We start from the raw sequence: 22,167 nt of genomic DNA, 5'->3' as shown, positions 1-22,167 counted from the left end.
TCTCCTAGCTGGCGTCGAGCAGGTCGATGATGAACACGAGCGTGCGGCCGGACAGCGGATGTCCGCCACCTGCGGGGCCGTACGCCTTCTCCGGCGGGATGGTCAGCTGCCGGCGGCCGCCGACCTTCATGCCCGGAATGCCTTCCTGCCAGCCCTGGATCAGGCCGGTGAGCGGGAACTCCGCAGCCTCGCCACGGTCCCAGGACGAGTCGAACTCCTCGCCCGTCTCAAAGTCCACGCCAAGGTAGTGCACCTTCACAAACCCGCCCGCGACGGCCTCTGCGCCGTCGCCAACAGTGACGTCCTCGATGACGAGATCTGCGGGTGCCGGGCCCTCCGGTTTGTCAATGAACGGCTTTTCCATAACGTTGCAACTCCTTGCAAGTGAATACGCGGTTCACACGAAACCGCCGAGAACTTCCTCCCGAAAGTATAAGGGAAGCGGAGTTCTCGGCGGTGCAGCGTCAAAGCGCTAGCTTGTCAGTGCTTACCTGGTCAGCCTATCGCTGGTCGCGCGGCACGAAGTCGCGCTGCTGGTAACCGGTGTAGATCTGTCGCGGGCGGTTAATCTTGGTGTTCATTGCCAGCTGCTCGCGGTACTGGGCAATCCAGCCCGGCAGGCGGCCGATGGCGAACAGGACCGTGAAGAAGTCCGTGGGGAAGCCCATGGCGCGATAGATCAGGCCGGTGTAGAAGTCCACGTTCGGGTAGAGCTTGCGCTGGATGAAGTAGTCGTCGTTCAGCGCGATGTCCTCGAGCGTCATCGCCAGGTCGAGCAGCTCGTCACCGCCGAGGTGGTCGAGCACCTCGTGGGCGGTGTCCTTCACAATCGCCGCGCGCGGGTCGTAGTTCTTGTACACGCGGTGGCCGAAGCCCATAAGGCGCACGCCCTTTTCCTTGTTCTTCACGCGGTTCATGAAGTCGGTCGCGTCGCCGTCGTGGTTGTTCTTGATGTCCTCGAGCATCTCCAGCACGGCCTGGTTCGCACCGCCGTGCAGCGGGCCGGCGAGGGCGTTGATACCGCCGGCTATGGAGACAAACATGTTGGCCTGCGCGGAGGCGATCATGCGCACGGTGGAGGTGGAGCAGTTCTGCTCGTGGTCCGCGTGCAGGATGAGCAGCTTGTCCAGGGCCTTGGTCACAACCGGGTCGACCTCGTAGTCCTCGGTCGGGTACCCGAACATCATGCGCATGAAGTTCTCGCGCGGGTTCAGCGAGTTGTCCGGGTACATGTACGGCTTGCCGCGGGATGCGCGGTAGGCGTAGGCCGCGAGCATGGGCAGCTTGGCCATGAGGCGCACGGTCGCCTTGTCCAGTTGCTCCTCGTCCAGCGGGTCCAGCTGGTCCTGGTAGTAGGCGGAGAGGATGTTCACGGAGGACGCGAGCACGGCCATCGGGTGCGCGTTGCGCGGGAAGATATTGAACGCGGCCTTGAAGTCCTCGTCCAGCAGGGTGTGGTGGCGCAGGTCGGAGTTGAAGCTCTCCAGCTCGTCGGTGGTGGGCAGCTCACCGTTGATAAGCAAGTAGGACACCTCGTTGAACGTGGCGTTCTCCGCCAGGTCCGCGATGTCGTAGCCGCGGTAGCGCAGAATGCCTGCGTCGCCGTCGATGTAGGTGATCTTGGACTCGGTGGAGCCGGTGGAGACGTAGCCCGGGTCGAAGGTGACCAGACCGGTCTCGCCGAGGAACTTGCCCAGCACGACACCGTCGTTGCCCTCGGTGGCGTGCATGATGTCCATCTCGTACTCGCCGCCCGGGTAGTGGAGTACGGCCTTGTCCTTGTTCTCAGTAGCCACTGATTTCCCCTTCCAGGTAAGTTTTCTCGGCTGACGTTGGGAGTGCTCCCCTGCAACCTGTTCTACGTAGGGCACTCTAGCAAAGTTTGTGACGCGCCCGACAACATTTACGGCTGGAAGGGTGCACCACAGATACCATGCATAGCCGTGCATACTTACCCGCAAATACCAGCGCACGTGCTCCCCCGCGACGGCCGCTTCGGATCAGGTCCAGCAAAGGTCCGCCCGACGCAGCTCGACGCCGTCGCCCGTTCGGGGGCAATGGGCACGTCGCACCGCCAGACCCCTGTGAAGCACCTCGTCGCCAGTATCCGCTCCGGACTGTCCGATCTTTTCGGTCTCCCCGACGGCTACGAGGTCGCCCTCGGCCTCGGCGGCACGACCGCCTTTTGGGACGCGGCGACCTTCTGCCTGGTCCAACGCCGCTCCGCGCACTTGAGCTACGGCGAATTCTCCGCGAAGTTCGCCGCCGCGTCCGCCCGCGCCCCGTGGCTCGCCGACCCGGCGATCACGGAGGCGACCGACCCAGCCCTCCTGGCCGACGTTGAGGCCGACGCCATTGCCTGGGCGCACAACGAGACCTCCACCGGCGTCGCCGTGCCAGTCACCCGGCCGAACGATGAGGCGCTCACGCTTATCGACGCCACCTCCGGCGCCGCCGGCCTCCCCGTGGACATCACCGCCGCCGACGCGTACTACTTCTCGCCGCAGAAAGGGTTCGCAGCCGACGGCGGCCTGTGGCTGGCGTGCCTCAGCCCCGCTGCGATCGAGCGCATCGAGCGCATCCACGCCGAGGGCCGCTTCGTCCCCGCGTTTTTGGACCTGCACATTGCGCTGGAGAACTCCCGGAAGAACCAGACGTACAACACCCCCGCCATCGCAACGTTGATCATGCTGGATGAGCAGATTCGCTGGATGCTGGACCAGGGTGGACTAAATGCCATGACCGCGCGCACCGCCGCATCCGCAAACTACCTCTACGCCTGGGCCGACGCGCACGAGCTCGCAACCCCCTACGTCCAGGACCCCGCGCTGCGCTCCCAGGTGGTGGGCACCATCGATTTCGCCGACACCGTCGACGCCGGCGCGCTCGCGGCCGCCCTGCGCGCCAACGGTGTGGTTGATACGGAGCCGTACCGCAAGCTGGGACGCAACCAGCTGCGCGTGGGCATGTTCCCCGCCGTGGACCCGGAGGATGTGCGTGCGCTGACCGAAGCGGTGGACTGGCTGCTAAGCGCCGGTGTGGGCAGCCGATAAGACCGTGAGCAGTCCGTTAAGCTGGACGCGTATCTGTCCAGCGGAAAGGTGACCCATGCGCGAGCTGTACATCCTGGAGGAGGAGTCGACGGAGACATTCTTCGTCCTCCGCGACGACAACGGCATGCGCTATCAGTTGGCGCGCACCCAGCTCGAGCCTTCGCTTAGCGACGCCCGTTCCGCCGCACCCGAGACAGCGTCCGAACCGGCAGCGGAGCCGTCCGCTGAGCTGGCTGCAGAGCCCGCCGTACCCGAGCCCGCCCCCGAACCGGCGCCCACCCCAGTGGAGCGCACGCTTCCAGAGCCGGACCCCCTCTACGCCACCCCACTGTCGATGCGGCCGAACGAGATCCAGGCCCGCCTGCGCGCGGGCGCGTCCGCTGCTGAGTTGGCTGCGGAAATGGGGGTGGCCGAAAGCCGCTTGGACGTCTACGCCCACCCCGTGCTTTTAGAGCGCGCCCAAGTGGCCGAGGCCGCCAAGCAGTCCCACCCGGTGCGCGAAGACGGACCCGCGAAGCAGACCCTCTTCGAGATCTTGGCCACCGCGTTCGCCGCCCGCGGGCACTCCGTTAGCGACGCGGAGTGGGACGCCACCCGCGAGCAGGGCGACAGTTGGGTTGTCCACCTCACATGGAAGGCCGGGCTTACCGAGAACGAGGCGCTGTGGACCTTCACGCGCACCATGGGTTCCGGTGCCCAAACCGAAGCTCGCAACGCCATGGCCGCGGATCTGACCGACCCGAACTTCGCGCAGCCGGTGCGCTCCCTCTCAGCGGTGCGTGCTGATATCGCAGACGGCGCGGACCTTGCCGACGCAGCTGCAACAGACGAGTCGGGGGAAGCAACGGGGCAGGGTCAACCGGAGGTCGTCGATAGGCAGGATGATGTGGTCGAGGGCGACTTCCTGCGCGACCCCAGCGAGGACGGGCAGCCGAAACAGCGCCGGCGCAAGGCCGTCACGCCGCACTGGGAGGACGTGCTGCTCGGCGTGCGCACGAATACCAAGCGCCCGAAGCGGTAAACCTCTTAGGATGTGGCCATGAGTTTCCCAGCGGTCGTTACGTTTTGGTATGTCAACTCCGCCGATCCTGCCGGCGTGCTCGCGCGCGAGCCGAAGGCGGACCGCGGGTTCGGCCGGAAGTTGCTCGCGCAAGTTAACCCCGCGTGGCCGATCACGCCGATCGGCTCGTTCCCGCTGAACCGTTCTTCAGTGCCTGGGCGCGACGAGTTCTACATCGCGGGTTTCCCCGGGGTCTCTGTGGTGCGGATGGTCGTGGACGACGCGTCGGCCCTCTCCAGCGGCTCACCGTGGTTGACTGCCCTGCCCGCCTCCGACGTCTTTGTCATTGCGGCGGGGACGGAGAGCGACTACGGCGGGTTCGCCCACTTCACCGGCGAGACCGTCACACGGAGCTTCTGTGCCACCCGCAACCACGTCATCGAAGACCACGGCCTGCCGGAGCCGTTCGAGGCCCCGTTCTGGGCTGGGGAGCGAGCGGAGCAGGCCGGGGGCATTGCACTGCCGTTCGAACCGAAGGACCTCGCGCTGGCGGCGGAGCGGCACTGGTTGGGTGTCGCCATCGGCGAAGACGGCCCGGACATCAACGTGGTGGGCTACGCGGTGGACGGACGCCCGGAGCCGAAGATTGAGGAGCACACGGCGCCCGCCGTGAAATCTACGGATGCCGCGGCCGCGAAGTTGGCGGAGACGTCGAAGGCGTACGACGACTACGAAGACACCCCGGAGGAGCAGACGGGCGACGAGTTCGCCGAGCTGGCCGACGCATCGGTGGCCGCGGCAAAGCGTGTCGGGCGCGGCCTGCGCAAGCGCTGGGCGCAGTTCCTGGGTGCGCTGCGGCACCGCATCCGGCACTTCGACCGCTAGCGCATCCGTTCGTAGAACGCGATAGCCGCGGACGTCGCAACGTTGAGCGAGTCCGTGCCCTCCGCCATCGGAATCTTCGCCCGCACATCGGTGGCGCGCATCGCGTGCGTGGTCAGCCCCGGCCCTTCCCCGCCGACGAGGAACGCCACCTTGTCGTGCCCGCCGATCGCGTCTTTGAGCTCGACGGCGTCGTCAGCTGGGGTGAGGGAAACGAGCCACCACCCTGCCTCGCGCAGCTGGTCCAACGAGCGCTGCCACGTCGTGGGGGTTCCCTCGAGGTGCGCGAACGGGGTGCGCAGGACGTGCCCCATAGAGACACGGACGCTGCGCCGGTACAGCGGGTCCGCGGTGGACGCGCCGAAGAGCACGCCGTCCACGCCCATGCCGGCGGCGTTGCGGAAGATGGACCCGATGTTCTCGTGGTCGCCAACTCCCTCCAAAATCACCAGCGTTCGCGCGCCCTGGATTACCTCGCCCACGCTGAGCGGCTCCGGTTTGTCGGCGGAGACCAGCAGGCCGCGGTGCATGTCGTACCCGGCAACTTTCCCCATGATCTCGCGGGTGATCTCGTAGACCGGCACGCCGCGCGATTCCAGTTCCGCGCCGTAGTGCTCCATGAACGAGGCAAGGCGGCCGCCGAAGCCGAAGACGGCGCGAACCGGGAAGCGGGATACCACCAGCCGGCCCGCCACCAACGGCCCTTCCGCGAACACCAAGTTCTTTTCCTTGTCGGAGTGTTTGAGGTCGCGGATGTCGTCGAGTCTGGGGTCTGCTGGGTCGTGGATGGGGTGCAGCATTTACCCGATCGCCGCCAAGATCGGGCCCTGGGCGAAGTACACCACGAACAGGGCGGAGATGAGCCACATGATCCAGTGGACATCTTTCGCCTTGCCCGCGAACACGCGCATCAGGGTAAAGGCGATGAATCCGACGCCGATGCCGTTGGCGATGGAGTACGTCAGCGGCATAGCCACGATGGTCAAAAACGCGGGCAGGGCGACCGTGAAGTCGTTCCACTCAATCTGGCCAACCTGCATCATCATCATTGCGCCGACAACCACGAGGACCGGCGCAGCGGCCTCGATGGGCACGATCTCGTACAACGGGGTGAAAAACATCGCGGCGAGGAACAGCACGCCGGTGACCACGTTGGCCAAACCCGTGCGCGCGCCGTCCGCGATGCCGGCTGACGAATCCACGAACACCGTGTTGGAGGATGCGGAGGCCGCGCCGCCGACAACCGCGCCGAAGCCTTCGGCCACGAGGGCGCGCTTCATGTCCGGCAGCACGCCGTTTTCATCCGCTAAGCCGGCCTGGCGGCCAAGCGCGGTCATCGTGCCCATCGCGTCGAAGAAGTTGGCCAGTACGAGCGTGAACACCAGCAGGGACGCGGAGACGACGCCGACGTTGACAAACGCGCCGAACAGATCCACGTCGCCCACGATGGACAGATCCGGGATGCCGCCCAGAGAGTCTGGCAGCGACGGCACGGCCAGGCTCCAGCCCTCCGGGTTATCCGCGGAGGAGCCGGCACCGGTGAGCCGCTCCACGACCATCGCGATCACGGTGGTGATCACAATGCCGATGAAAAGGCCGCCGCGAACGCCGCGCACGACCATGAACGCACAGATGAACAGGCCCAGGATGAACACGAGGGTCGGCCACGAGGAGATGGAGCCGCCCGCTCCCAGCTGGACCGGAACGGTGGTCATGGCCGCGTCGGGCACGCGGCGGACAAAGCCTGCGTCGACAAGCCCGATGGTGGCGATGAACATGCCGATGCCCACGCTCATGGCCACCTTCATCGAATTCGGGATCGCGTTGAACACCGCGGTGCGGAAGCCGGAAACGGCCAGAAGGACGATGATGATGCCGTCGATGACCACCAAGCCCATCGCCTCGGGCCAGGTCAGCCCCTGCTGCCCCACCATGGTCACTGCGACCAGCGTGTTAATGCCCAAGCCTGTTGCGATACCGAACGGGTACTTCGCAATCACACCGAACAGAATGCTCATCACGCCGGCGGCCAACGCGGTGGCTGCGGCAACCTGCGGGATGCCGAGCACGACACCCTCGCGGTCCGGGCTGGTGCCGATGATCAGCGGGTTGAGCAGCACGATGTAGGCCATCGCGAAAAACGTCACTACCCCGGCGCGCACCTCGGTGCCCACCGTGGATCCGCGCTCGGTGATGTGGAAGAAGGAGTCCAGCGCGCCGCGCGGCTGCGGCTGTTCCCTACGCAGTTTTGCTCCCGTGGTGGTACTCACGTCGCAACAGTTTCGCACCCTGCCTGCGAAAACGCCAATCGTTGGGGCGCCCCAACGATTATTCCGCGACCGTGGTGTCCGAGTGCGCCCCGCAGCCGTAGGAGGATGCCACCACGTGCCCGTCCGCCGAGTACTCGTTTGCGCAGATGCCGAAGTGCTCCCCCACCGGCTGGTCCAACGGAATGTAGAAGGCGCAGGAACGGCACGACAGCGCGGCTTTCTCAGCAAACTCGCTGTTCGGCCCGAAGTCCCCGGTGCGCCAGCGCTTCTTCGCGTCTTCTAGGCCCGTGACGGTGAGGTACCGTTTGTTCTCCCTGCCAGTGAAGGTAACGGCATCGCGGGAGAAGGAGTCGTCGGTCACGCGGTCGTCGTCAGGCGCAAGCTCCATGATGTCCCCGGGGCCGAGGTCCCCCGGCCGCAGGCGCTCGGAGTACGGCACCCAGTCCGGCGCCTCGAGCGCACCCTGCGACGGCACGAGCGCCACCTCGTTGACGGTGACGCAGTCGGAACCGTCAGCGCAGGCGACCACGGCGTTCCACTCCCAGCCGGCGTAGCCGGGCACGTCCGCGGCGAAGCGGTGGGTGGCCACGTTGCGGCTCAGGCCGGTGACGCCGATGTGCTCGCCAACCTCGCCGTCGGCGACGTCTTCCAGCGCCTCCCGTGCCGTCGCGATTGCGCCCTGGGACAGCAGGTGGCTGCGCTTTTTGGATTTCCGGGAACGATTGTTGGATCGTGACACGGTTCCCCATTATTGCCCACGTGGTGCAGGATGGTCGGCATGGGTCGTTTCACTGCCGCCGCCGTCTGCTCCGCGATTGCACTGCTGGCGGGCTGTTCTTCCCCCGAGTCAGCCGGCCCGGAAATACAACGCCTCACCGCCCACGTCGAGCAGCGCCTGCCCTTCGACAGCGCAAGCTTCACCCAAGGCCTCGAAGTGGCGAAGGACGGCACGATCTACGTGGGCACCGGCCAAGAGGGCGAGTCGCGCCTCTACACCCGCACCCCCGACGGCGAGGAGTTGCGGTCAGCGGCGTTGGACACGGCATTCTTCGGCGAGGGCATCACGCGTATCGACGACACACTGTGGCAACTTACCTGGCAAGACGGCACCGCCATCCGCCGCGACGCCACCACGCTGGAAGAAGCTGGCCGGGCGTACTACGACGGCGAAGGATGGGGCATCTGCGCCCGCCGCAACGAGGTGATCTTTTCAGACGGCACAGCGCAATTGCGCCGTATGGATCCGGACACCTTTGAGGAGCGCGACCGCTTCACGGTGACGTTGGACGGCCAGCCGGTCACGGGTCTCAACGAGCTGGAGTGCGTCGGCGACGAGGTCTACGCCAACATCTTCACCACCACCAACATCATGCGCATCGACGCGAGCTCAGGGAAGGTCACAGCCGTCATCGACGCCTCCGGGCTGCCCAACAACGCGGAGCCGGACCCGAACAACGTGCTCAACGGCATCGCGCACATCCCCGGCACCGAGGAGTTCTACCTCACCGGCAAGCGCTGGCCCGACATGTACCGCGTGACGTTCCAGGACGAAGACGCCGTCAAGTAGGATTGCCGGCCATGGCACAACAACGCGCGTCTTCGCAGCAGTGGAAAGTTCTGGCCATCGCCCTAGTGGGCGTGCTCGCGCTGGTGGGGGCGGTCTACGCCTACCTGCACTACCAGGACAGCAAGCCCGGCACCCCGGTCCGCGACCTCGACGTAACTGTGACAGCGGGCGGCCAGACGGAGCAGATCCCCGTGTACACCGTCTGCGAGCTGGACGTGGAGTGCCCCGGCGGGGAGCCGCCGAGCGTGCGTCTGCCCGACCAGGGCGAGGCGACGTTTACCGTGCCCGGTGAAATCGAGCGCAACAGCTGGCGCCTCTTGCTCATCTACGACGACCCCGCAGCCAACACCGAGCGCGTGTTCACCTCCGGCGAGTCCGGTGAAGAGACCGCGCCGGCGGTCACCGAATCCGGCGCGAAGCTCGTCGTCGCGGAAATCACCACCCTGGACATTGAAAAAGGCGATGACGGGGAGGAAACTCCCGTCATCGCCACGTGGTCTGTCGGCTTCAACTAGTCCGCTAGGCGGGCATGGCCGAAGGTGCGTCCGCTAAGCGTCCAGCTCACGGGCGACCGCGCGCAGGATCCCTGCGACCTGGCGGCCTTCCTTGCGGTCGGGGTAGCGCCCGTTAGTCAGCGCGGGCTGTACCTGCGTCTCAATCAAGGTCATCACGTCCGCGAGCATGCTGCCCAGCTCCTCGGGCTTGCGCCGGTGCACCGGACGGCGCTTCGGCTCCTCCAGCACTTTCACGCGCAGGGCTTGCGGGCCGCGGCGGCCAGCGGCGAAGTCGAACTCGATGCGCTGGCCGGCGACGAGCTCGTCCACGCCATCGGGCAGCACCGACTTGCCGATGAAGACGTCCTCGTCGCCCGGGTTAGACGCGAAGCCGAATCCCTTGTCGGTGTCGTACCACTTCACCTTTCCAATAGGCATGGCATCCTCCTTCAGGTTCCGGATCGGCCCGCACGATACGGGCCAAAATAAAGCGTTTACATTACACCGCGAAGCCCATCATAGCGACTGTGATGCAGAACACCGCGCTCCTCGGCAGCTAATGCGACCAGCAGGAATACCCCGCCTCTAGGACGCGAATGCGCCATTTCGTGCCGGTTACGTGACACAATCGTTACAAATGGTTAGGCTGTCCCGAGAATTGGCGGTCAACGACGAGAGGAAACACACCATGGGACGCCACTCCAAGAAGACCACCTCCGCGGGCAAGCGGGCGCTGGCAGGTACCGCGGCAGCCGCAGCACTGGCAGGCGTCGTCGCCCCGCAGGCGACCGCTGCCCCGGACTCCGACTGGGACAAGCTCGCACAGTGCGAGTCGGGCGGCAACTGGGCCATCAACACCGGCAACGGCTACTACGGCGGCCTGCAGTTCTCTGCCAGCACCTGGCGCGCCTACGGCGGCGAGCAGTTCGCGCCGTATGCACACCAGGCAACCCGCGAGCAGCAGATCATCGTGGCCGAGCGCACCCTCGCCGCGCAGGGCTGGGGCGCATGGCCCGCCTGCTCCGCACGCTACGGCCTGAACTCCGCGCCGACCAACCGCGACGCGCAGGCCACCCGGCCGGCGCCGAAACCCGCCCCGGCGGCCCCGGCAACGCAGAAGGCGTCCACGCTTGAGGTCGACGCCCTGTACGGCCAGATGCGCGACTCCGTCGACGCGCTCGGCTTCCAGGTGCCCACAGCGGTCAAGGACAGCTACGCTGCCAACCGCCACGACTACAACGCCTTCTACACCGCCAACAAGGCGCTTATCGATGCAGCGTTGGCGGGCGACTACCTCAAGGTCGCAGGCATCATCGGCGCCGACGTCACCGCTCAGGTCAACGGCTTCAACGCGCAGGTCAACAACACGCTCGCTTCCCTGCAGCAGACCTACCTGCCCCGCTAAGCGCTGGGTATGCAAGAACCCGCCCGCCTGCACCGCGCAGACGGGCGGGTTTTCTGCTGCCGGGGTGGCCTCCCGGATCGTCTAGCGGCCTACTAGACGATCCGCGCGCTCAGCTCGCATTTCCCCAGGTGATAATGAACTCGGCTGTCAATAGCGTACCGATCGTCTAGCGGCCCGCTCCCGCTCCTAGACGATCCGTGGCCCGGCGGCCGCGAACACGAAAAAGGTGGCCCCACCGTTCGTGGGGCCACCTTGAGCGCGCCGCTGCTTAGCGGTTGATGCGCGTCGTCGGGTGGACGTAGCCGGTCTCTTCCGTCGGAAGCGGCAGGATCAGCTCGTCGCCGAACGGGCTGGAGGCGCCAGTGAGCTTGGAAGAAATCTCGGTGACCGGGTGGCCGTTACCAGGGGTGTGCGTGGGCCACGCGGGGTTTGCGCGCCCGATCTTCTCTACATCTTTAGCCATGCCAATCATTCTTTCACGCCCTCTACGAAAACGCACGTAAACTCACCCCCGCAATGTCTACTTTCCCCGAATATTTGCATTCGCTTGACGACGATCAGCTTCGCGCCCTCATCCGTTCCCGCCCGGATGCCTTCTTCCCCACCCCGCCGTCTTCCGGGTCGTTGGCCACCCGGCTGAGCCTGCCCGGATCTGCCTCGCGAGCGCTGCGGCAGCTCTCAGCCGCCGACCTCGCAGTGCTGGAGAAACTGGCGGACGCCGGAGCGGAGCTGGACCCGGTGGACGCCTCCGGGTTCGACGACGTGGGGCACCTGCGCGAGCTTGCCCTGGTGTTCGGGCCGGTCGACGGGTTACGCATCGCACCCGGCACGCTGTCCGCGCTTCCCCCAGGGTGGCGTGTGACCGACACACTGCCGGACGGGGCCACCGAGGCACTCGCCGCGCTCCCGGCGCGCGAGCGAAAAGTGCTGGAGACGCTGGCTGCCTCCGGCGGGGTCGGCACCACGTCCGCAGCTGGCCCGGACGCTGATCCTTCGGCGCCCGTGCCACGCCTGCTCGCTGCCGGGCTGCTCGTGCGGGTGGATGCCAACACTGTGCGCCTGCCACGGCCAGTGCGCGACGCTATGCGCGGCCTGCCCCCACGGGAGTTTCCGCTCAACCCTCCCGCAGCGCCGCCCGTGGATCAGCACAGCGTGGACGAGGCGGCGGTGACACAAGGCCTCGATGCCGTGCGACAAATGCGCCAGCTGGTCATGGCGCTGATGGACACCCCGGTGACGTTGAACAAGGACGGCACCGTCGGCGTGCGCGCGGCGACGAACCTGGAGAAGGGGCTCGGATTCGACCCGCGCCTGCTCATCACCGTTGGCGAATCCGCGGGGCTGATCGGCCGCGGCAACGTGGACGACCAGGACGTGCTGTCCGCCACGCGCGACGCGTTGACCTGGATCGACGCCACCCTCGCAGACCAGTGGGCCATCCTCCTGGTTGGCTGGGCCGCATCCCCGTGGCGCGTGGACACGGATGCGAAGCTGCTGTCCGCAGACATGCACGCGCCAGCGGTGCGCAACGCCCGGTTGACCATCCTGCGCCGCGCCGGCCGGACGGAGCAGCTGCTCTTCCACGCCCCGCTGGAGGCGTCCGGGTTCTCGCCGCAGCTCACCCAGGCGGTGGTGGAGGAAGCAGAGTTCGTCGGCGCGCTCGCTGGCACCCCGGATCTGGCGCAGTCCACTCCCCTGCGCGCTCTGCTTCAAGGCGACGACGTCGCGTCGGCCACAGCGTCTCTGGTGCCAGCCTCCGTGGACACGCTCATCGCGCAAGGCGATATGACCATGCTCGCCCCCGGGCCGCTGGAGCCGGACATGGCCTCGTTCATCGAGCGCATCGCGGAGCTTGAGTCCCCGGGCCTGGCCAGCGTGTGGCGGGTCACGGAAGATTCCGTGCGCCGGGGGCTCGATGGGGGGCTTACGGCGGAGGAGGTTCACTCCTGGCTCAAGCAGCACGTGCTTGGCGAGGTCCCGCAGGCCATCACGTTCCTCGTCGACGACACCGCACGCACCCACGGCGCCATCCGCGCCGGCAACGCATTGAGCTACATCCGCTCAGCCGACCCAGCACTGATCGCCACGGCCGCCGAGCGCTGCGGGCTGCGCATCCTCGCCCCCACCGTCGCGGTGTCGGAGTTGCCGCTGAGCAAGCTCATGTCGGATCTCCGCGCCGCAGGTATGCAGCCCACCGCGGAGGATAACCACGGCGCCACGCTCAACATGGCACCCGAGCCGGCGCTGGTCGCGGCGACCCCGTCGACCCTGCCGCGCGCGCCCCGGGCCACCGACGAGCAGGTCGAAGCGATCGTGGCCAAGCTGCGTGCTGCCGAAGCAGATTCCGCCGCGGAATCGGGTGGCACCACGTTCGAAACACTGCGCGCGGCGGCGCGGGCCAGGCGGCACGTGAGCGTAGGTTTCGTCGATAGGCAGGGCCGCGGCCGCACGCTCACCGTGCTGCCGCTGTCGGTGAGCGCAGGGCAAGTCGACGCCTTGGACGAGGCCGCCGACCAGGTGGTGCGCATCGCGCTGCCGCGCATCACCAAGGCCGTGCTGGCCTAGCGGCTCACCCGCTCGAGCACTTCGAGAATGTGCTCGTAGTCCTTGCCTGTCGCTGCGGTCAGGCCGAGCTCGCAGGTGCGGTTCGAAGAGGCGTGGCAGGTCGAGCCCAGCTCGGAGACCTGCTCGGCCTCGCGCTTCGTCGCCGCGTGCGTGAGCTCGGGGTGCAGCATGCCGCGGTCGCCCGCGTAGCCGCAGCAGTTCCACTCGGCGGGCACGCGCACGTCTTCGGCAGCGGCCCCGGCGACGCGCTTCAGCGTATCGACGATGCCGAGGTGCGTCGTCGAACACGTCGGGTGCAGCGTCACCGAGTCCACCTTGTGCGCCACCTCGAGCCGCTCGAGGACCTGCTCCTCGACGAACTCAATTGCGTCGACGACGGTGATGCCGATGCCCTCGGCCATGTCTTGGAAGCCGTGCGTGCAGCTCGACGCGTCCACGACCACGGGCAGACGCCCACCGTCAGTGGCGGCGATGAGCTGGTCGTTGACGCGGCGCTGCATAACGTCGTGGCCGGTGCTCATGCCTTTCGACGCCCACGGGGTGCCACAGCACATCCCGTCGATACCCTCCGGGACAACGAGGGAGAGTCCCGCGCGCTCCACGAGCTTCGCGAACGCCTCGGAGGCGCCCACGCCGCTGCCCTGCGGGCCGAACATGGAGTTCACGCACGCGGGGACAAACACGCCGGACGGCTCCGCACCCGGCGCGCCGATACGGGTGCCAAACACCTTGGATCGCTTGGCACCGCCCTTGGACAGCTCGGGTCGGTACTGCGGCACGGTGTCATCGCCCGCCAGTGCGCGGGCCACGTCGGTGACCTTCTGCACGAGCTTCGTGGGCATGTAGTACGCCCCGGTCAGCGCAGCCGACGCCAGGGTGTTTCCCGGGCCCCACGCCTTCGCGGCGGCCGTCCAGCCTGCGGATTCCACGGCACCCGCCTGGCCGCGGCGCAGCGACTTGATGAACTTGCCGGTGTCGATCTTCACCGGGCACGCGGTCACACACATGGAATCCACTGCGCAGGTGTCGATGCCGTCGTACTGGTACGCCTCGTCGATGTGCTTGACCAGCTCGGTGTCGCCGTCCTGGATTGCCTTCGCGCGGGCGCGGCGCACGACGATGCGCTGGCGCGGGGTCATGGTGATGTCGCGCGAGGGGCACACCGGCTCGCAGTAGCCGCACTCCACGCAGGAATCGATTTCATCTTCCACCTGCGGGTTGAGCTTGAAGTTCTTCATGTGCTCGCGTTCGTCGTCGGTGATGATCACGCCCGGGTTCATCACCCCGCGCGGGTCGGCCGCGCGTTTGAGCTCCACCATCACCTCGTAGAGCTCGTCGCCGTACTGGCGGCGCACGTACGGCGCCATGACGCGCCCGGTGCCGTGCTCGGCCTTGAGGTTGCCGCCGGCCCCCAGGACCAGGTCGACCATGTCCTCGTTGAACCCGTCGTAGCGGTTCAGGTTGTCGTCGCCCTCGAACCGGTCGGTGATGAGGAAGTGGATGTTGCCGTCCTTGGCATGGCCGAAGATGACGGCGTCGTCGTAGCCGTAGGCGTCGAAAAGCTGCTGCAACCCGCCGCATGTGTCGGCGAGGTCGCCCACGGGCACGGCGATGTCCTCGAGCAGCGCGGTGGTGCCGGACGGCCGAGCCTCCGCCACCTGGGCGTAGAGGCCCTTGCGGAAGGCCCAGGCTTTCGCCGCCTCGGCGGCGTCGGTGGTGAATGCGGCCGGGGTCTCCAGGTCGAAATCGGCCAGCAGCTTGGAGCCCGCCTGCTCCAACTCCCGCAATTGCTCGGCCTCGTTGCCGTGGTACTCAATCAAAAGTGCCGCCTGGCCGGACAGCTCGAAGCCGGTGATCTGCTCTGGCACGGAGTCGAAGGTGCGCCCGACGGCGATGGAGCGGGAGTCCATCAGCTCCAGCGTGGCCGCCTGCGAGTCGAACAGCGCGGGCAGCGAGCGCGTTGCCGCGTCCAGCGTCGGGTACACCGCGATGGTGGTGGTCTTCAGCCTCGGCACCTCGACCGTGCGCAGCACAGCCTCCGCGATGAACGCAAGCGTGCCCTCGGACGCGACCAACAGGTGCATGAAGATGTCCAGCGGAGAGTCGTAATCCACGAACGCGTTCAGGCTGTAGCCCATCGTGTTCTTCAGCGCGAAGTGGCGCTCGATGGTTTCCACGGACTCGCGGTTGTCGCGCACGCGGCGCTTGAGGCGCTCCAGCGTATCGACGAGCTCCGCCTCCTCCCGCGCAAACTGCGCCTCCGCGTCCTGGTGCGCCGTATTGATTACGGTGCCGGACGGGAGCACAAAGGTCATGGACTCGATGGTGTTGTACGTGTTGAACTTTGTGCCGCAGGCCATGCCCGACGAGTTGTTCGCAATCACGCCGCCGAGCGTGGCCGCGCCCTCGGACGCCGGGTCGGGCCCAATCTTGCGACCGTACGGGGCGAGGTGCGCGTTGACCTGGCGGACCGTCGACCCCGGCTGGACCCGCACGCGCTTGCCGCCGTCGAGCACTTCCACGCCGCGGAAGTGCTTGCGTACGTCCACCAGCATGCCCGCGCCGCCGGCCTGCCCGGACAGCGAGGTGCCGCCGGAGCGCAACACCACCGGGGCACCCGACGTCGCCGAGGCCCGGAACGCGGCCGCCACGTCATGGGCGGTGCGCGCCTCCACCACCACGTCCGGTGTGTAGAGGAAGTGCGATGCGTCGTGGGCGTACTTGATGCGGTCGATGGGGCGGGTGGAAAGGGTCTGGTCGGAACCGAGCTCGCGGGCGAGATGCGCTGATGGGGAGGAAACAGTTGCAGTCATAGGGCCATACTATCGCTTCAGTATCGCGAGATTTTTTGCACTCAGAAATTGACAAAACGTTGTGTTTATACAACGCTTCAATATATGTCACCGAAGAAGATACCGAAGGACCCGATTTACAACCGGGTCCGCGTTCTCAGGGCCGAACGCGACTTGTCGCGTGCCCAGCTCGCAGAACTCATCGATGTCAACCCGCAAACCGTCGGCGCGCTCGAGCGCGGCGACCACTCCCCCAGCCTCGACCTCGCCTTCCGCATCTGCGAGGTGTTCGACCTGCCCGTCGAAGCCGTGTTTTCCCGCACCGAGTTCGCCCCCATGTCGAAGGAGCTGTACACCAAATGAACCGCATCGATGCCATCCGCAAACAAGACCCGCTCAATGCCAAACGCTTCCGCAACCCCCGTGACGTCCGTTGGCTAATCGTCGTGTTCTTCGCCGGTATTGCTGTGGCGATCGCGGGCACCGTCGTCGGCCTCGCGTCGGACACTCACTGGCCTTCCGTGTTCCCGCTGACTGCGGGCATGCTCATCAGCATGTACTGCTGGTCCATGCTGCGCGCCGCGCACGACCACGTCGACACCGCCCCGGACGACCAGGTTGACGAGTACGAGCGCCACGTCCTGGACGTGTGGCGCAAGCGCGCGCTCAAGGCCTACTCCGCGCTCACCGGCATTGGCGGTTTCGTCTTCATGATGCTTGGGGTGCTGCGTGACACTGACAGTTCTGTAGCGCTCATGGCGGCTGGCTACTTCATGCTGTTCACCTTCCTCATCATCTACCCGCTGCCAATGGTCGGCTTCGCCGTTACCTTTAATCGCAAGGAGGAATACAAGTGACAACAATAGAAATCCAAAACTTGCACAAGCGCTTCGGCGAGGTCCAAGCCCTAGACGGCATGAGTTTTACCGTCCGCGACGGCGAGATCTACGGCTTTGTCGGCTCAAACGGCGCCGGCAAATCCACCACCATGCGCATCGCGCTCGGCGTGCTCGCCGCAGATTCCGGTGAGGTGCTCCTCGACGGGCGCCCGCTCGACGACGACACCCGCCGCCGCATCGGCTATATGCCCGAGGAGCGCGGCCTGTACGGCAAAGAGAAAATCCTGGACCAGCTGGTCTTCCTGGCCAAGCTCCACGGCGTCGACGGCGCCTCCGCCAAACAGCGCGGCACCGAGCTGCTCGAAACGCTGGGGCTCGGCGAGCGACTGAACGACAAGCTCGACGACCTTTCGCTGGGCAACCAACAACGCGTCCAGCTCGCGGCGTCGCTGATCCACGACCCGGATGTCCTGATCCTGGATGAGCCGTTCTCGGGCCTCGACCCGGTCGCTGTGGACGTGATGAGCACGATGCTTATAGACCGCGCGCGCCAAGGCGTGCCCGTTATCTTCTCCTCGCACCAGCTTGACCTGGTACAGCGTTTGTGCGATCGCGTCGGCATCGTCACCCGCGGCCACATGGTGGCCGAAGGCACCGTTGCCGAGCTGCGCGACCAAGGCCCCATCCGGTACAGGGTGGGCACATCGGCCCGCGGCTGGATCCCCGAGGGCGTTGCGCTTGTCCACGACTCCGCAGACCACGTTGTCCTCGAGACCCCAAGCACCGACGACGACCAGCGCATCCTGCAGGCCGCCATGGCGGCAGGCCCCGTCCACGAATTCACCCGGGTCGTGCCCGACCTGGCAGAGCTGTTCAAGGAGGTCGTGCACTAATGACAACCCAACGCACGTACTCACCAATGCACACGATCACCACCACCGCGGCCCGTGAGGTGCAGATCCTGCTGGTGAAGAAAGGCGTGATTGCCACCCTGGCGATCATGCTTCTCGCAGTGGTGGGCCTCATCGGCTTCGGAACGTGGCAGAAGAACAAGGAAGATACACCTGAGGCAACTGCGGTGGCGACCGTCGGCGTCGATACGCAGCTTTTGTCCGGCTCCGGGTACGAGCCCCGCGCTGCGTCCGACCGCGACGAGGCGATGCGGATGGTGCGCGATGGCGACGTGGACGCAGCGCTCGTGGCTGACGGCGACCAGTGGCAGGTAATTTCGGACGGCACGCCTTCTGTCAGCGTCATGAGCGGCATGGAGTCGCTTGCCGAGAGCTACACCCGCTCCGAAACGCTCACTACGCTCGGCGTTTCCCTCGAGGACTACGCCGCCGCCTCCCGCACCATCGATGTCGTGCCGGTGGACGTGGACGACGCCACGGGCGGCGAAGATACCGAGCAGCACTTTGCCAGGCTCCTCACCACCTTCGCCGCCCTCATGATGGTGATCTTCACCGTTATCACCTTCGCTGCGCAGGTGGGCAGCCGCGTGACCGAGGAGAAATCCTCCCGCGTGGTCGAGCTCGTACTCGCTACCGTGCGCCCGCTGGACTTTTTGGCCGGCAAGCTCCTGGGCACGCTCATACTCGGTTTTATCGCCACGGCCCTGCTGTTGGCGGTAGGTGGCGTGGGCCTGAAGGTGTCGGGGCTGGTGGACGACGTCGAGCTCGACTGGTCCGTCTTCCCGGTTCTCCTATTGGCGTGGCTGCTATCCATGCTGTTCTTCGGCGCTCTCTACGCAGCCGCAGGCGCGATGGTGCAGCGCACCGAAGACCTACAGTCCACCCAGATGCCCATCCTCGTACTCATCATGGCCAGCGCGTACATCCCCGCCTTCGGCTGGATGAGCACCAGCTCGACCTGGATGCAGGTGATGAGCTGGATCCCGCCGTTTTCCATCTTCGCCGCCCCCCCTGTCCTACGCCGCCGGGGACTTCACCGCCCTCCAACTCGCCGGGTCGTTCGCCATTGCGGCACTGGCCACGGTGCTTGCGGTGTGGGCCGCCGCCCGCATTTACAAGCGGACGATTCTCAATAACGGCAGCGTGACCAAGTGGTCGCAGGTGCTGCGTCGGGCGTAAGCCTGCGGTGCGGGTCTAGCGGAGCTCGTCGATAATCGCTTGCGCATCGGCGTCACCGCGCTCCGCGGCCTGGCGGACCACGTCGAATTTCCGCTCCCGCTCCTCCACCAGCCGCAAACCCTCGCGCAGGACTTCGCTGGCGGAGGCGTAGCGCCCGTCCTGGATAAGCTGGGCGATGAACGTGTCGTAGCGTTCCCCGAGTACAACTGAAGTGTTCTTGGCCATAACGGCCACGCTACCAACCTTGAGGAGTACTCCACATGGCTCTCGGCGACGGCCCGCTCATCGTCCAATCGGACAAGACCGTCCTGCTTGAAGTCGCGCACCCGGACGCGCCCAAGGCCCGCGCAGCCCTCGCCCCGTTCGCGGAGCTCGAGCGGGCGCCCGAGCACATCCACACCTACCGCATTACGCCCCTCGCGCTGTGGAACGCGCGCGCCGCAGGCTTCGATGCCGAGCAAGCGGTGGACGCGCTGGAGCGCTACTCCCGCTTCCCCGTCCCCCAGTCGCTGCTGGTTGACGTCGCCGAGACCATGGCCCGCTACGGCCGCCTGAAGCTGGTCAAGCACCCCGCCCACGGGCTAATCCTCGAGGCGGACGACGCCGCCATCCTCACTGAGGTCAGGCGTAGCAAAAAGATCCAGCCGCTCATTGCCAAGCCTATCGACGACCTCACGGTCCCAGTCCACCCCTCCGCCCGCGGCCAAATCAAGCAGGAGCTGACCAAGCTGGGTTGGCCCGTGGAGGATCTGGCCGGCTACGTCGACGGCGAGTCCCACCCAATCGCCCTGAACCACGACGGCTGGGAGCTCCGCGACTACCAGAGCTACGCCGCCGAATCCTTCTGGGAAGGCGGATCCGGCGTCGTCGTGCTGCCGTGCGGCGCCGGCAAGACTATTGTGGGCGCCGCCTCCATGGCCCAGGCGCAGACCACCACGCTCATTTTGGTCACCAACACGGTCGCCGGCCGCCAATGGCGCGACGAGCTGCTGCGCCGCACCACGCTCACATCCGAGGAAATCGGGGAATACTCCGGCGAGCGCAAGGAGATCCGCCCCGTCACCATCGCCACCTATCAAGTGGTCACCCGCAAAACGAAGGGCGAATACAGGGCGCTCGAGCTCTTCGATTCCCGAGATTGGGGCCTGATCATCTACGACGAGGTGCACCTTCTCCCCGCGCCCGTCTTCCGCATGGCCGCAGACCTGCAATCTCGCCGGCGGCTCGGGCTCACGGCCACCCTCGTGCGCGAGGACGGCCGGGAGGACGACGTGTTCTCCCTCATCGGCCCGAAGCGTTACGACGCCCCGTGGAAAGAACTCGAGATGGCGGGCTACATCGCTACCGCCGAGTGCGTGGAGGTGCGCACCACGCTTACCGACGAAGAGCGCCTCACCTACGCCACCGCGGAGACCCGGGAACGATACCGGCTGGCAGCCTGCTCGGCGGGCAAACTGAAAGTCGTCGACAAGCTACTGGCCCAGCACGCGGGGCAACAGACGCTGATCATCGGGGCGTACGTGGACCAGCTCGAGGAGATCGCGCAGCGCATCGGCGCTCCGCTCGTCGACGGCAAGACGACCACCAAAAAGCGCGAGCAGGCGTTCCAGGCATTCCGCGACGGGGAGATCTCGACGCTGGTGGTGTCCAAGGTGGCCAACTTCTCCATCGACCTACCCGAGGCCGCCGTGGCCATCCAAGTCTCCGGCACATTCGGCTCGCGGCAGGAGGAGGCCCAGCGACTAGGACGCCTACTGCGGCCGAAGACAGACAGCGCCGAAGCCGTGTTCTACACCGTGGTCGCGCGGGATACGTTGGACGCGGAATACGCGATGCACCGCCAGCGCTTCCTTGCGGAGCAAGGCTACGCGTACCGGCTGGTGGACGCGGCCGACCTCTAGACTTACATGCCATGAGTGGCATGAAGGTATTCAAGTTCGACGTCGACGAGGACTTTGCAAAGCAGCACAACGAAATGGTGCGGGACACCCGTAGCCTGGTCGCCTCTGGCATCGCGATCTTCGTTATCGCCCTTATCGCAGGCGTCGCCGTGTGGTTCCTGGTCGACTCTTCGTCGCCGTGGCATTGGCTCGGCTCCGTAGGCCTCATACTGTTCGGAGTGCTGATGCTCGTGGTGGCGCTCCTGATCCCACGAAGCGTGGGCAAGACGCAAGAGCTCTACGACGCGCACCCCCTCGCCCCCGCCATCATTACCGAACGAGCCGGCACCACGATCACCCTGACCGCGTTGGTGAACACGCAGGTGGACCCTGCCCTACCGCCGCGGTGGGCTATCACGTCGCGCGTGATGCAGCCGCTTCCAAACACTCCCGACAAGGTCGGCACCAAGGTGCCCGTCGCCGCCGTCGGCGCACAACGCTCCGCGCGCGACCAGCAGCACTGGCAGACCATCACCCCTATGCCTATCGCCTGGGGTACGCCCGATGAGTCTGTCGTTGCGCAGGCCCGGAAGTCCATCCCCCAAGAGCAGTGGAACGAACTGGACCGCGCCCGCCGGAAAGCTGATCTGGTGGAACAATCTAAGAACGCGCTCGTGGAGCTCTAAGACCCGCCTCCGTTCCGCCCCTAGTTTTCGCCCGCAACCGGACCCGGTCGCGGGCGTTTTGCACCCCACATCGTGAGCTCGCGACCGACCCATCGACCGCCGGCGGCAGGTTGTGAACCCGGCCTCCGCTCCAAGGGCGTTCGGACCTCAAGGGTGAAATGCCGAGCCAATTGAGATTGGGACTTGCCCACACCACCTGGCCCCGGGTGTAAGAGTTGACGGTAAGACGCGTCCGGGACGGTGTTTCCCCTGGCGGCGCACAGGCCCATGTCAACTCTTACGAGCACCCCCCACCCCGCACACGGGAAAGCACCCGCCGACCACACCAGATCCCCAACACGGGGCAACAGGTGTGGTGGCGGGTGCCACAACATATCAAGTTTTACGCGTCGGCGGTAACCTACTCTCCCACTCCCTCCCGGGAGCAGTACCATCAGCGCGGGCGGGCTTAGCTTCCGGGTTCGGAAAGGGACCGGGCGTTTCCCCGCCGCCATCAACCACCGACACACCCACAGGGCATGCACAACACTGACAAACACAGCGAACATATGCAATTATCTAGCCACCGTCAGCCAACCCACCACCACACACCATGTGGTGGCGATATTGGTGTGCTGTGTCAGCGACTGCACAGTGGACGCGAG

General features: G+C 66.2%; 22 protein-coding genes and 1 rRNA gene. 13 read left to right on the top strand and 10 right to left on the bottom strand.

All coding sequences use genetic code 11. The features are described from left to right. Positions 1 to 4: 4 nt before the first annotated feature. Both CUREI_RS03330 and CUREI_RS03325 read right to left on the bottom strand, forming a co-directional pair. Positions 5 to 364 (bottom strand): FKBP-type peptidyl-prolyl cis-trans isomerase, encoded by a 360-nt coding sequence (locus CUREI_RS03330; RefSeq protein WP_038610404.1) that lies wholly within the window; start codon positions 362 to 364, stop codon positions 5 to 7. Between the two features lie 136 nt (positions 365 to 500). Then, entirely contained in the window at positions 501 to 1,796 is a 1,296-nt protein-coding gene (locus CUREI_RS03325) for a citrate synthase (RefSeq protein WP_038610402.1), read from the bottom strand. Between the two features lie 147 nt (positions 1,797 to 1,943). Between CUREI_RS03325 and serC the strand changes: the two genes are divergently transcribed. Genes serC through CUREI_RS03310 form a run of 3 tightly spaced genes read left to right on the top strand, consistent with a single transcriptional unit; the run spans position 1,944 to position 4,938 of the window. Then, entirely contained in the window at positions 1,944 to 3,053 is a 1,110-nt protein-coding gene (gene serC, locus CUREI_RS03320; protein WP_144242401.1) for a phosphoserine transaminase, read from the top strand. Between the two features lie 55 nt (positions 3,054 to 3,108). Next, entirely contained in the window at positions 3,109 to 4,074 is a 966-nt protein-coding gene (sepH, locus tag CUREI_RS03315; protein ID WP_038610400.1) for a septation protein SepH, read from the top strand. Between the two features lie 18 nt (positions 4,075 to 4,092). Then, positions 4,093 to 4,938, top strand: a complete 846-nt coding sequence (locus CUREI_RS03310; protein ID WP_038610398.1) for a DUF6928 family protein — start codon at positions 4,093 to 4,095, stop codon at positions 4,936 to 4,938. Here CUREI_RS03310 and CUREI_RS03305 read toward each other — a convergent pair. From CUREI_RS03305 to CUREI_RS03295, 3 genes are read right to left on the bottom strand one after another with little or no spacing between them, the layout of a single operon-like run. Then, positions 4,935 to 5,735 carry a TrmH family RNA methyltransferase gene (locus tag CUREI_RS03305; RefSeq protein ID WP_038610392.1) on the bottom strand — a complete coding sequence of 267 codons (801 nt, stop codon included), beginning with the start codon at positions 5,733 to 5,735 and terminating at the stop codon, positions 4,935 to 4,937. The genes CUREI_RS03310 and CUREI_RS03305 overlap by 4 nt on opposite strands. Beyond that, a complete protein-coding gene (locus CUREI_RS03300) occupies positions 5,736 to 7,205 on the bottom strand; it encodes an NCS2 family permease (protein WP_051952176.1) in 1,470 nt (489 codons plus the stop codon). Positions 7,206 to 7,263: 58 nt separating this feature from the next. Continuing rightward, positions 7,264 to 7,944, bottom strand: coding sequence for a DUF3027 domain-containing protein (locus CUREI_RS03295; protein ID WP_038613847.1), 681 nt, complete (start codon positions 7,942 to 7,944; stop codon positions 7,264 to 7,266). Between the two features lie 39 nt (positions 7,945 to 7,983). Between CUREI_RS03295 and CUREI_RS03290 the strand changes: the two genes are divergently transcribed. Continuing rightward, on the top strand, positions 7,984 to 8,772 hold the full coding sequence (locus CUREI_RS03290; RefSeq protein ID WP_051952381.1) for a glutaminyl-peptide cyclotransferase: 789 nt from the start codon (positions 7,984 to 7,986) through the stop codon (positions 8,770 to 8,772). An 11-nt stretch (positions 8,773 to 8,783) separates the two neighbouring features. Then, positions 8,784 to 9,287: a DUF2771 family protein gene (locus CUREI_RS03285; protein WP_038610387.1), complete on the top strand. Its 504-nt coding sequence runs from the start codon at positions 8,784 to 8,786 to the stop codon at positions 9,285 to 9,287. A gap of 33 nt (positions 9,288 to 9,320) precedes the next feature. Here CUREI_RS03285 and CUREI_RS03280 read toward each other — a convergent pair whose 3' ends face one another. After that, the gene (locus tag CUREI_RS03280; RefSeq protein ID WP_038610385.1) at positions 9,321 to 9,704 is read right to left on the bottom strand and encodes a cold-shock protein; all 384 of its coding nucleotides are present in this window, start codon (positions 9,702 to 9,704) and stop codon (positions 9,321 to 9,323) included. A gap of 199 nt (positions 9,705 to 9,903) precedes the next feature. Here CUREI_RS03280 and CUREI_RS03275 point away from each other — a divergent pair, with 199 nt between their 5' ends. Beyond that, entirely contained in the window at positions 9,904 to 10,671 is a 768-nt protein-coding gene (locus CUREI_RS03275) for a resuscitation-promoting factor Rpf1 domain-containing protein (RefSeq protein ID WP_330216995.1), read from the top strand. Positions 10,672 to 10,939: 268 nt separating this feature from the next. Here CUREI_RS03275 and CUREI_RS03270 read toward each other — a convergent pair whose 3' ends face one another. Further along, positions 10,940 to 11,134, bottom strand: coding sequence for a hypothetical protein (locus CUREI_RS03270; protein ID WP_038610383.1), 195 nt, complete (start codon positions 11,132 to 11,134; stop codon positions 10,940 to 10,942). 53 nt (positions 11,135 to 11,187) lie between these two features. Between CUREI_RS03270 and CUREI_RS03265 the strand changes: the two genes are divergently transcribed. Further along, complete coding sequence (locus CUREI_RS03265; protein WP_038610381.1) at positions 11,188 to 13,236, top strand: helicase-associated domain-containing protein; 2,049 nt, start codon at positions 11,188 to 11,190, stop codon at positions 13,234 to 13,236. On the opposite strand, the gene CUREI_RS03260 is transcribed toward CUREI_RS03265, so the two are convergent. Next, the gene (locus CUREI_RS03260) at positions 13,233 to 16,049 is read right to left on the bottom strand and encodes an FAD-binding and (Fe-S)-binding domain-containing protein (RefSeq protein ID WP_038610379.1); all 2,817 of its coding nucleotides are present in this window, start codon (positions 16,047 to 16,049) and stop codon (positions 13,233 to 13,235) included. The genes CUREI_RS03265 and CUREI_RS03260 overlap by 4 nt on opposite strands. 84 nt (positions 16,050 to 16,133) lie before the next feature. Here CUREI_RS03260 and CUREI_RS03255 point away from each other — a divergent pair, with 84 nt between their 5' ends. From CUREI_RS03255 to CUREI_RS03240, 4 genes are read left to right on the top strand one after another with little or no spacing between them, the layout of a single operon-like run. Then, entirely contained in the window at positions 16,134 to 16,391 is a 258-nt protein-coding gene (locus tag CUREI_RS03255; RefSeq protein ID WP_038610377.1) for a helix-turn-helix transcriptional regulator, read from the top strand. Then, positions 16,388 to 16,885 carry a hypothetical protein gene (locus tag CUREI_RS03250; protein ID WP_038610376.1) on the top strand — a complete coding sequence of 166 codons (498 nt, stop codon included), beginning with the start codon at positions 16,388 to 16,390 and terminating at the stop codon, positions 16,883 to 16,885. Before CUREI_RS03255 ends, CUREI_RS03250 begins: the two co-directional genes overlap by 4 nt. Next, a complete protein-coding gene (locus CUREI_RS03245; RefSeq protein ID WP_038610373.1) occupies positions 16,882 to 17,760 on the top strand; it encodes an ABC transporter ATP-binding protein in 879 nt (292 codons plus the stop codon). The genes CUREI_RS03250 and CUREI_RS03245 overlap by 4 nt, the downstream gene beginning before the upstream one ends. Further along, complete coding sequence (locus CUREI_RS03240; protein ID WP_236627251.1) at positions 17,760 to 18,914, top strand: ABC transporter permease; 1,155 nt, start codon at positions 17,760 to 17,762, stop codon at positions 18,912 to 18,914. The genes CUREI_RS03245 and CUREI_RS03240 overlap by 1 nt, the downstream gene beginning before the upstream one ends. A 58-nt stretch (positions 18,915 to 18,972) precedes the next feature. On the opposite strand, the gene CUREI_RS03235 is transcribed toward CUREI_RS03240, so the two are convergent. Further along, entirely contained in the window at positions 18,973 to 19,182 is a 210-nt protein-coding gene (locus tag CUREI_RS03235; RefSeq protein WP_038610359.1) for a type II toxin-antitoxin system ParD family antitoxin, read from the bottom strand. A 35-nt stretch (positions 19,183 to 19,217) separates the two neighbouring features. On the opposite strand from CUREI_RS03235, the gene CUREI_RS03230 reads away from it, so the two are divergent. Together CUREI_RS03230 and CUREI_RS03225 are read left to right on the top strand one after the other, a co-directional pair. Continuing rightward, a complete protein-coding gene (locus tag CUREI_RS03230) occupies positions 19,218 to 20,858 on the top strand; it encodes a DNA repair helicase XPB (protein WP_038610357.1) in 1,641 nt (546 codons plus the stop codon). Positions 20,859 to 20,869: 11 nt separating this feature from the next. Continuing rightward, on the top strand, positions 20,870 to 21,523 hold the full coding sequence (locus tag CUREI_RS03225) for a DUF3239 domain-containing protein (RefSeq protein WP_330216994.1): 654 nt from the start codon (positions 20,870 to 20,872) through the stop codon (positions 21,521 to 21,523). 387 nt (positions 21,524 to 21,910) lie between these two features. Here CUREI_RS03225 and rrf read toward each other — a convergent pair. Next, a 5S ribosomal RNA gene (gene rrf, locus CUREI_RS03220) occupies positions 21,911 to 22,028 on the bottom strand. Positions 22,029 to 22,167: the final 139 nt, after the last annotated feature.

Origin of the sequence: Corynebacterium ureicelerivorans (assembly GCF_000747315.1) — a bacterium.
GTDB lineage: Bacteria > Actinomycetota > Actinomycetes > Mycobacteriales > Mycobacteriaceae > Corynebacterium > Corynebacterium mucifaciens.
The sequence above is the reverse complement of the archived record's forward strand: the minus strand, read 5'-3'. Positions and strand labels throughout refer to the sequence as shown.

Bases quoted from the DNA above. Each gene is read 5' to 3' on its own strand.
- CUREI_RS03255 (WP_038610377.1), top strand. From the start codon at position 16,134: ATGTCACCGAAGAAGATACCGAAGGACCCGATTTACAACCGGGTCCGC.
- CUREI_RS03225 (WP_330216994.1), top strand. From the start codon at position 20,870: ATGAGTGGCATGAAGGTATTCAAGTTCGACGTCGACGAGGACTTTGCA.
- sepH (WP_038610400.1), top strand. From the start codon at position 3,109: ATGCGCGAGCTGTACATCCTGGAGGAGGAGTCGACGGAGACATTCTTC.
- CUREI_RS03330 (WP_038610404.1), bottom strand. From the start codon at position 364: ATGGAAAAGCCGTTCATTGACAAACCGGAGGGCCCGGCACCCGCAGAT.
- CUREI_RS03240 (WP_236627251.1), top strand. From the start codon at position 17,760: ATGACAACCCAACGCACGTACTCACCAATGCACACGATCACCACCACC.
- CUREI_RS03285 (WP_038610387.1), top strand. From the start codon at position 8,784: ATGGCACAACAACGCGCGTCTTCGCAGCAGTGGAAAGTTCTGGCCATC.
- CUREI_RS03260 (WP_038610379.1), bottom strand. From the start codon at position 16,049: ATGACTGCAACTGTTTCCTCCCCATCAGCGCATCTCGCCCGCGAGCTC.
- CUREI_RS03235 (WP_038610359.1), bottom strand. From the start codon at position 19,182: ATGGCCAAGAACACTTCAGTTGTACTCGGGGAACGCTACGACACGTTC.
- CUREI_RS03230 (WP_038610357.1), top strand. From the start codon at position 19,218: ATGGCTCTCGGCGACGGCCCGCTCATCGTCCAATCGGACAAGACCGTC.
- CUREI_RS03250 (WP_038610376.1), top strand. From the start codon at position 16,388: ATGAACCGCATCGATGCCATCCGCAAACAAGACCCGCTCAATGCCAAA.
- CUREI_RS03275 (WP_330216995.1), top strand. From the start codon at position 9,904: ATGGTTAGGCTGTCCCGAGAATTGGCGGTCAACGACGAGAGGAAACAC.
- CUREI_RS03265 (WP_038610381.1), top strand. From the start codon at position 11,188: ATGTCTACTTTCCCCGAATATTTGCATTCGCTTGACGACGATCAGCTT.
- CUREI_RS03290 (WP_051952381.1), top strand. From the start codon at position 7,984: ATGGGTCGTTTCACTGCCGCCGCCGTCTGCTCCGCGATTGCACTGCTG.
- CUREI_RS03310 (WP_038610398.1), top strand. From the start codon at position 4,093: ATGAGTTTCCCAGCGGTCGTTACGTTTTGGTATGTCAACTCCGCCGAT.
- CUREI_RS03305 (WP_038610392.1), bottom strand. From the start codon at position 5,735: ATGCTGCACCCCATCCACGACCCAGCAGACCCCAGACTCGACGACATC.
- CUREI_RS03270 (WP_038610383.1), bottom strand. From the start codon at position 11,134: ATGGCTAAAGATGTAGAGAAGATCGGGCGCGCAAACCCCGCGTGGCCC.
- CUREI_RS03280 (WP_038610385.1), bottom strand. From the start codon at position 9,704: ATGCCTATTGGAAAGGTGAAGTGGTACGACACCGACAAGGGATTCGGC.